Raw genomic sequence first — 8,680 nt, forward strand, 5'->3', positions numbered from 1 at the left:
GGGAACGCATATGAATGTTACCGGTTCGCAGGAGTTGCGTGAATTTCTTGATGGCTGGAAAACAGACCCGCACAATGCCAAGGCAGCGTTTGTTTCCTATATGGACTTTCTGGCCGCGCACAGCGGCATGAGTTTTACCTTCAAGGGGCGTCCCGGCATCAGCTATTCCTTGCGTGCCAGGCATGCGGCCCAGATCAGGCGTGAACTTTTCGTTCTGGTTGATGTTGTGGACGATGAGCCGGATAACCGCTGGCTCTCTGTATGTTTTTACAACAATATGATTACCGATGCCGAAGATCTGGGCGATTTTGTTCCCGATGGCCTGATGAATGAAGATGCCCGCTGCTTCAACCTTGAAAGCGACGACGCCCACATGCGCGACTATATCATGGCCCGCCTTGGTGAAGCCGCACGCAATGCCGCAAACAACGTGGAGTAACCTTGTCTGACGTTTCCGCCCCGCCCTGCGTGGCCATAGATTTTGAAACATCCGGATATGCGGCCCACAGCGCCTGTGCTGTGGGCCTTGCACGCATTGAAGACGGACGTGTTACAGAGCAGTTTTACAGCCTTGTGCGGCCGCCTTCGTCGCGAATACTTTTTACAGAAATTCATGGTCTTACCTGGCCCATGCTTAAAAATGCTCCTGTTTTCGGCGAGGTGTGGCCTCAAATGGAGTCATTCATGAAAGGGGCAGCCGTGCTGCTGGCTCATAATGCCTCTTTTGACCGGCGCGTGCTGCTGGCCTGCTGCCGGGAGGCCGGGACGGGTGTGCCGGGGCAGCATTTTCTCTGTACGCTTAAAGGCGCGCGGCGCAGTCTGCCTTTGCCCTCCAAGAAGCTGAATCATGTGTGCGAGCATTTCGGCATTGCTTTGGAGCACCATCATGCAGGTTCTGATGCCACTGCCTGCGCAGAGGTTTATCTGCATCTGCGGGCCTTGGGCGTTACCGATAGCCAGATGCGCATCTAGATTAGAGCATTTTACCTTTGTGGATGTACATTCGCAAAGGTAAAACACTCCCGCTCAAGCGCGTAACCATATAAATATATTGCGCTTGCGCTTCAACGGCAGGCATTTGCTTGTGTAGCCGTCAGGGCATTTTCAACATGAAAATGCCCTGGCATTTTTTATGGTGCCGCTGCGGCGGGCGCAGGGCTGATGCTTGGGCCATGTGCTTCCGGTATCTCCCGTATGGCGTTTACCGCACAAACACGTAATTACGTCGATTTCTTCGCAAGCCCGGTGCTCTCCAGCAATGTTGGATAGCGTCTGAAATTTTTTGGCGGCATTCATATTTGGGGCAGCGCTGCAAGGCTGCTTAGCGCAGTGGTGTCATTCCGCCATACAGTCAGCCTGGCAATGTCGCTGAAAACATTGACCTACTGCCTTGCGTGCCGCGCGAGCAGGGCAGCATGTTTTTGTCTTGTGTAAAGGATTACTATTATCAAATAATATCTATTTATTCTTTTATGAGATGTGATGTTTTTTAAAAACTAATCTATTTTTCCAAAAAAACAGTAAAATAATACGTGAATAACCAAAAGTGTCGAAGCTGGTGTGATTTTTTTCTTTTATAAGACAGTCTATCAGATACGGCTGCTATTCTTGCAATTCGCAATACTTGAAACAAATGCGTTCTTCATCCATAATTATGATACAAAAGGCATATTTTTTTCCAAAGATATGTCGATAAATAAAATAAAAACATCCATGACACTCCTGCACCGCTGTACGGTTTTTCAGAACAGCCATCCTGATTTTTCCATACCCGGTATGCGGAAAATCAGACAGGAGTTTTTTAAGGAAAAGAGAGGGATAGTATGAAATTGCGCTTGTTGCCCAAAATGCTGCTGCTGATCTTGCTGCCGACGTTGCTGGGGCTTTGTACCGTAACCTGGTTCAGCTACACGCGTGCAGAAAAGGCTCTGGCCGTACAGATAGATGATGAGCTTGGCGCGGTGATCCGCAGCCAGACCAGTCAGCTTGGCAGCATGGCCGAACTGCTGCACAAGGTGCTGGATAATGCCGGACATACATCACGCATCAGCAACTTTCTCAAAGCCGGATCTGAATGGGAAAGAGATGCCCTGCGGCCTGCCATGCAGGCAAGCCTGAAAAGCCTTGCCGAAGACTTCCCCTTGCTGACTGCGGTGGGCCTGCTTTCGCCCGAGGGGCTGGTCGTGGGACACAGCGATCCTGCGGGAATTAATGCCGACCTTTCTGCACGCCCGTACTTCAAGGCGGCCATGCAGGGCAAAAGCAGCGTGCTGAATGCGCGCAGTAAGGTTTCGGGCGCGGTCACCACAGTTATGGCTTCGCCGGTCATGAATGACGGCAAGGTTCTGGGGGTGGTTTACGGCACGGTCGACCTCACAATGTTCAGCGCTGAAACAGTGGATGCCATCAAACTGGGGCAGACCGGCGCAAGCTTTGTTTATGACGGCAGCGGCCTGCTGCTGATGCATCCCAACAAAGACTATGTCGGCGACGAAGACGGCAACCTGGACTGGGTCCGGCAGATACTTGAAACGCGTAACGGCAACCTGACCTACACCTGGGACGGAAAAAAAAGCTGGCGTATTTTCAGGAAATTCCTGACATGAACTGGTTTGTCGTGCTGAGCATAGAGCGCAGCGAGGTTCTTGAGCCCGCCGCTATGCTGCTGCGCGGGAACTTGATACTCATGTTCGTTATTGTCCTGATAGTAGGGCTGATAGTTTTTATTGTGGCGCGAAGCATCACCACGGCGCTGAAAAATGAAGAAGCTTTTGTGGGGCGTGTTGCCGAGGGCCAGTTTGACATGAGCGACCAGCAAAGGATTGTTCATGAAAAATGCGCTGCCCGTTCTGACGAAATCGGGGGGTTGTCCAGAGGCGTGGGCATCATGACGGAAAACCTGCAAAAATTCCTGTCAGAAAGCGAACAAAGGGCGCAGGAAGCCCACAAGGCTACTGAAGAGGCGCGCCAGGCCATGCACGAGGCCGAAGAAGCCCGCAGAGCCGCCGAAGGTGCCCGACGTGACGGTATGCTGGCTGCCGCGGAGCAGCTGGAAGAAGTGGCAGCCGTGCTTTCTTCAGCTTCTACGGAGCTTTCGGCCCAGATTGAACAGTCTGACCGTGGTGCGGCAGAGTCTGCCCAGCGTTTGTCCGAGGCGGCTACTGCCATGAACGAAATGAACGCCACCGTGCAGGAGGTTGCCCGTAACGCCGGTGCTGCTTCCATCGCTTCTGCTGAAACCAGAGAAAAAGCCCAGCACGGCTCCAATATCGTTGCGCAGTCATTGCAGAGTATCGAAGGTGTGCGGCATATTTCCGGACAGCTCAAGGAAGATATGACGCAATTGAACGAGCACGCCCGCGACATCACACGTATTATGGGCGTCATTTCAGATATTGCCGACCAGACCAACCTGCTGGCCCTGAATGCCGCCATTGAAGCCGCCCGCGCGGGCGAAGCCGGACGCGGTTTTGCCGTGGTGGCTGACGAAGTGCGCAAGCTGGCGGAAAAAACAATGGCCTCCACCATAGACGTGAGCAGCGTCATCAAAGCCATTCAGGACAGCACCGAAAAGCGCACGGCCAGTGCGGAACGCGCTGTGGAGCAGATCGGCCGGACAACGGAACTGGCAGACATGTCCGGCCAGGCCCTTCAGGAAATCGTGGCCACTGTGGACGCTACAGCGGATCAGGTGCATGCCATTGCCACAGCCAGTGAGGAGCAGTCCGCCGCCAGTGAGGAAATCAACCTGTCCATTGTCCAGGTTAACGATATGTCCCGGCAGACCGCCGACGCTATGGGCGAAGCCGCCAGGGCCGTGTCCGATCTGGCAGCCCAGGCCCAGAACCTCAATGCGCTGATTCAGAACATGAAACGGGCGTAAAGCCTGAAAGCGCGGTGTGCGGACGGGGGCAGCCCTCCGCCTGCACACCGCGCATGTGTCAAGCGCCCGTAACCGCATGCCCCCAGTCCTTTTGTCACGCAAGGTTCGCGGTGCCGTATTTTCGGCCCAGGCTGTCCAGGCTGACCAGGCTGCACAGATTTGACCTGAAAAATCCCCTTGTCGCCCTCTCCACGAAGCGAAAGTTTCCTTTCCCGCATCAAAGCATTCATACGCTACAGCGCTCGACTGATTCAAGAAAAGCCAGACGTCATAAAGAGATACGCTGTGCCATATGCATGTATTGGCATCTGTGGCAGTGCACTCGTGCCCTGAAATTTGCTGCATTCAATGACTGTATATTTATATATGTATGATGTGTGATGGATGTTTATTATTTTTGTCTGTTTGACTGTCAGGTGAGTGCGTTGTTAAGATGCTGAAAGGGGAGAAATAAATAACATCATTTATGATTTTTTATGTGATGCCAGATTTTTAGTCGTCAAAAACTGGAGATCATGCAAGCATTATGAATGTAAATATGTTTTATTACTGCAAGGTAGAAGTTGTTTTGTTATGAAAAAGAAATATCGCGATATCGATGTGTTTACTGCTGCCGTCCAGAGGATAGAAGCGATATTTGAAAATTTTGAGCGGGTATATGTATCTTTTTCGGGGGGCAAAGATTCGGGCTGTCTTGTTCATCTGGCCCTTGAAGTGGCGCGAAGAAAAAAAAGACTCCCGCTTGATGTGCTGCACATAGATCTTGAGGCCTGGTACAGGCATACTGCCGATTTTGTCACCAGAATCATGACCCGGCCGGAAATCAGGCCACACTGGATTTGTCTGCCCCTGCACCTGCGCAATGCTGTAAGCCAGACCCAACCGCACTGGCTCTGCTGGGATCCCGATGCCCGTACGGAATGGATACGCGAACTTCCCCTGCATCCGGGAGTTATCAGCGATGAAAAGCATTTTTCATGGTTCCGGCGCGGCATGGAGTTTGAAGAATTTGTGCCCTTGTTCGGGCAGCATTTTTCGCAGGGAAAAACCTGCGCCTGCCTTGTGGGCATTCGAAGTGACGAAAGCCTGAACCGTTTTCGCACCATCAAGTCGTGGACCAAGCGGCGCTGGAACCGTCATGGGTGGACGACGGTTTCCGGAACCGGGCTTGTCAACGCCTATCCAATATATGATTGGCGGACAGAAGACATCTGGACAGCTCACGGTCGGATGCGATGGGACTATAACCATATTTACGATCTTATGCATATGGCGGGGCTCAGTCTTGCACAGATGCGCCTTTGCCAGCCATTCGGCGATGACCAGCGAAAGAGCCTCTGGCTTTTCAAGGTGCTGGAGCCGGAGACGTGGGCGCGGCTTGTCAGCCGAGTGCAGGGGGCGAACTTCGGCAACCGGCACGCGGCCACTTCCGGCAATGTGATGGGCAATTATCACATACGCCTTCCGGAAGGGCATACATGGCAAAGCTACTGTGAATTTCTTTTATCTTCCATGCCTGAATGCACGGCTGACCACTACCGCAACAAGATTTGCAGTTTCCTGCGCTGGTGGCGTGAGCACGGGGTCGCGGTTATCCCGGATGAGGCGGAGCCGCGGCTGGAGGCCGCCCGCAAAGCGCCGAGCTGGCGGCGGATATGCAAGGTGCTTTTAAAAAACGACTACTGGTGCAAAGGGCTTTCTTTCAGTCAGACAAAAAGGGACGTGGAAAAGCAGTTGGAGTGGGTGCTGCGTGTGGGGAGGTAGGGGCGGTTATGCGCATCGAAAAATTTGTTCATAAGAGCGACCCTGAAGAAAATGCACAACTGTTTGGCAGGATAGGAGAGTTTTGTGCCTGTGCCGCCACAAGGAATACCCTGGGCTGCGCAATCTCAAGCCGTCCCGGGCAGGTGTGGTATGTGGCGGCCGAGCGGCATGCGGTGCACGCTTTCGGCTCCATACGGATACAGGGTGAAAAGGGGCTGCTGCGCCATTTGTACAGTCCGGTTGGTGACGGTATGCTTCTGGAAACAGTGTTGCGGCACTGCATTGAGTATGCGCGGCGGCACCATGCCCGGTCCGTATGGCTTACAGACTACATATGGCTGGAATCACGCTATGCGCCGTTGGGTTTTATGCCGCATGGAAATCCCAGGGGCCGGTTTGTCCAGTATGCTTTATGGTTAGGGGAACCCAATGGAACTTGAGCAATGGATCGATTCTCTGGAAGGCGCGTTACAGTCTGATACCCGGCGCTTTGATCAACGGGTGGCAATATATAACCGTCTTGTGGATATGGCCGCCCGGTATCTGGATACACCTCATCCGGCGGCGCGCCCCCAGTTGGTGCGCGTGGATAAGGTTAAAGGCAATGACTACAACCCCAACAAGGTCGCGCCGCCTGAAATGCGTTTGCTGCGTCTGTCCATGGCTAAAGACGGCCAGACCGTGCCTGTGGTTGTGGCCCGGGGCAGCCGGGGCGCGCTTCAGATTGTGGATGGTTTTCACCGTCGCAGCGTCGCAAAAAATGCGCCTGAAGTGCGCGAGGCTCTTTCAGGATATCTTTTCATTGTTGAGCTGGACAAGCCTTTTGAAGACAGAATTACGTCCACTGTCCGGCACAACATGGCCAGAGGGGCGCACAAGGTCGAACTGACGGCAAAGCTGGTGACCGCCCTGAAAAGCTATAACTGGAGCAGTGAGCGTATTGGCCGTGAGCTGGGCATGGAGCCTGACGAGGTTTTGCGTCTGAAGCAGATGACAGGCCTGGCCGAAGCTTTTGCAGACAGGGAATATTCCAGGGCCTGGGACTAGCCGCGTCCTGTTGTGTTGTGCGTGTGCGGCAGCGAGCATGCAGGCTGCCAGGGGGCTTCCCCCTTGTGGCTCATTGGCGCGCGCTATGCGGGCTTCGTATCTGCCTTGATGGCTTTCGATTGTCCGCTTACCGCTTTTTTCTGGCAGGCAGGCTTTGGGCTTCGGGGCTGGCAAAAGATAACCTTCTGCTGAAATATTACCGCCAGGGTAGCGGGATGCCCTGAAGGCAGCGCCCGCAGTATCTGCTGTGGCTTCGTGTTTTCCGGCTCCGGTTTTGTCACGTCAATAAAGTGGCGAAAACCGGAGCCGGTTTATTTTTTTGATAGATATTTATTTGTTAAGACGATGTTTTAATTTGATAATATGTGTTTGGAACAGATGTTGCTTCATGCCTGCCAAGCAATCCAGAAGGACTGCGGGAGGATCTATGAAAAGTTTGTTCAGCAGCCAGATCGGCCTTGTGGGCACGGTCATGAACATGCAGCTTGACCGGCAGAACATCATTGCCGGCAATCTGGCCAACATCGACACCCCCAATTACAAACCGCGTGAACTGAGCTTTGAAAAAGAGCTTCAGACTGCCCTCGGGCAGGATATGGAAGGGCAGATGAGCCGTACCAGCGCGGAGCACATACCTTCGACCTTTGATCCTTCAAGCTTCAGGCCCGAATGGTCAGAAGCCTTCAAGCCCCGGCTCATTCACGGTGAAGACCGGGTGAATCTTGATAAGGAAATGGCCAAGCACTCCAAAAACCAGTTGCAGTTCACGGCCCTGGCGCAGGTTCTTACCAAAACCTTTGAAGGTATACATACCGTCATACAAGACGGCAAACAGGCATAGCGGGCCTGTTGCCGCAAGAATAGTTTCATTTCTGCCCGTGTTGTCTTCTGTCTGCTTTGGCGCGCAGTAACAACGCTTTATTCAGGGCAGACAGCCCGCCGGACGGGAACCACATTTTTTGTAACCGGCCCGGCGGCACAGCATTGATTTGAGATCAGGAGAACGCCATGGACTTCATGACAGCATTTGACATCAGCGCATCGGGGCTTGCAGCCGACCGTACGCGTATCAATACCATATCCATGAACCTGGCCAATGCCAAAACCACACGCACGCCTATGGGCGGGCCATACCGTCGGCGCAGCGTGGTGCAGCAGACGGCTGATGTGGATGATCCTTTTTCCGTCCATATGCGTTCGGCGCTTGACCGTGCGGTCAAGGGGGTGCGCGTCATGGCCGTGACTATGGATAACCGCCCTTTCAAGCGTGTGTATGAACCGGGCAATCCCGATGCCAACGCCGAAGGCTATGTGATGTACCCCGACATCAACGTGGTGGAAGAAATGGCCAATCTCATGACGGCGCAACGCAACTTTGAGGCCAACGTCACCACCGTGGACGCCATCAAGGGCATGTATGTCAAAGCCCTTGAAATAGGCAAATAAGATTTTCCCGCCCATCTGACCGGGCGGAGCCGCCGAGGCAATTCAGGAGAAGGCCATGAGCATACAGGCAGTGGGCATGCGCGCGTACAGTGAGGCCATGCAACATTTCAACAGGGTAGAGGGCAGCCTGCAGCAGGGTTCGTCCGTCAGCAGCAAAACGCTTTTTTCCCGCACTCTGGATCAGAGCCTTGCCCGCAGCAAGGTGGATACCGGCGAAAATTTCGGCGCCCAGGTTGATATGGTGCAGTTTCCCGGCAAGGCGCATACCCCCATAACGCCCGAGAACAGCTTTACCGGAACGCTCAGGGATTCGCTGAACAAGGTAAACCAGTTGCAGGGCGTCAAGGATGACGCCATCAGCGAGTTTGCCTCTGGCCGCACCCAGAACGTGCAGGAACTCATGATAACCATGCAGAAATCCAGCCTCGCCATGAAGCTGACCACCGCCGTGCGCGGCAAAGTGCTGGAGGCCTACAAGGAAATTTCCAAAATGCAGTTCTAGGGGGCGCTATCGCTCTGAAACTGCCATAATGCCTTGGT

General features: G+C 53.7%; 8 protein-coding genes and 1 pseudogene. All 9 read left to right on the forward strand.

What is annotated here, in order from left to right; all coding sequences use genetic code 11:
- Window positions 1–10: 10 nt before the first annotated feature.
- The 9 genes and pseudogenes from QZ377_RS03755 to fliE all read left to right on the forward strand — a co-directional run bounded on the left by QZ377_RS03755 (window position 11) and on the right by fliE (window position 8,642).
- Window positions 11–439, forward strand: a complete 429-nt coding sequence (locus tag QZ377_RS03755) for a hypothetical protein (protein WP_291439649.1) — start codon at window positions 11–13, stop codon at window positions 437–439.
- A gap of 2 nt (window positions 440–441) precedes the next feature.
- A complete protein-coding gene (locus QZ377_RS03760; protein ID WP_291439650.1) occupies window positions 442–972 on the forward strand; it encodes a 3'-5' exonuclease in 531 nt (176 codons plus the stop codon).
- 851 nt (window positions 973–1,823) lie between these two features.
- Window positions 1,824–3,883, forward strand: a pseudogene (locus QZ377_RS03765) (methyl-accepting chemotaxis protein).
- A 573-nt stretch (window positions 3,884–4,456) separates the two neighbouring features.
- A complete protein-coding gene (locus QZ377_RS03770; protein ID WP_291439652.1) occupies window positions 4,457–5,647 on the forward strand; it encodes a DUF3440 domain-containing protein in 1,191 nt (396 codons plus the stop codon).
- 8 nt (window positions 5,648–5,655) lie between these two features.
- Window positions 5,656–6,087, forward strand: a complete 432-nt coding sequence (locus QZ377_RS03775) for a hypothetical protein (RefSeq protein ID WP_291439654.1) — start codon at window positions 5,656–5,658, stop codon at window positions 6,085–6,087.
- Window positions 6,077–6,694: a ParB/RepB/Spo0J family partition protein gene (locus QZ377_RS03780; protein ID WP_291439657.1), complete on the forward strand. Its 618-nt coding sequence runs from the start codon at window positions 6,077–6,079 to the stop codon at window positions 6,692–6,694. The genes QZ377_RS03775 and QZ377_RS03780 overlap by 11 nt, the downstream gene beginning before the upstream one ends.
- A gap of 427 nt (window positions 6,695–7,121) precedes the next feature.
- Entirely contained in the window at window positions 7,122–7,535 is a 414-nt protein-coding gene (gene flgB, locus QZ377_RS03785) for a flagellar basal body rod protein FlgB (protein ID WP_012625200.1), read from the forward strand.
- Between the two features lie 167 nt (window positions 7,536–7,702).
- Window positions 7,703–8,140 (forward strand): flagellar basal body rod protein FlgC, encoded by a 438-nt coding sequence (gene flgC / locus QZ377_RS03790; RefSeq protein ID WP_291439659.1) that lies wholly within the window; start codon window positions 7,703–7,705, stop codon window positions 8,138–8,140.
- A gap of 238 nt (window positions 8,141–8,378) precedes the next feature.
- A complete protein-coding gene (fliE, locus tag QZ377_RS03795) occupies window positions 8,379–8,642 on the forward strand; it encodes a flagellar hook-basal body complex protein FliE (protein WP_291439756.1) in 264 nt (87 codons plus the stop codon).
- Window positions 8,643–8,680: the final 38 nt, after the last annotated feature.

This window comes from Desulfovibrio sp., assembly GCF_019424165.1.
Lineage (GTDB): Bacteria > Desulfobacterota > Desulfovibrionia > Desulfovibrionales > Desulfovibrionaceae > Desulfovibrio.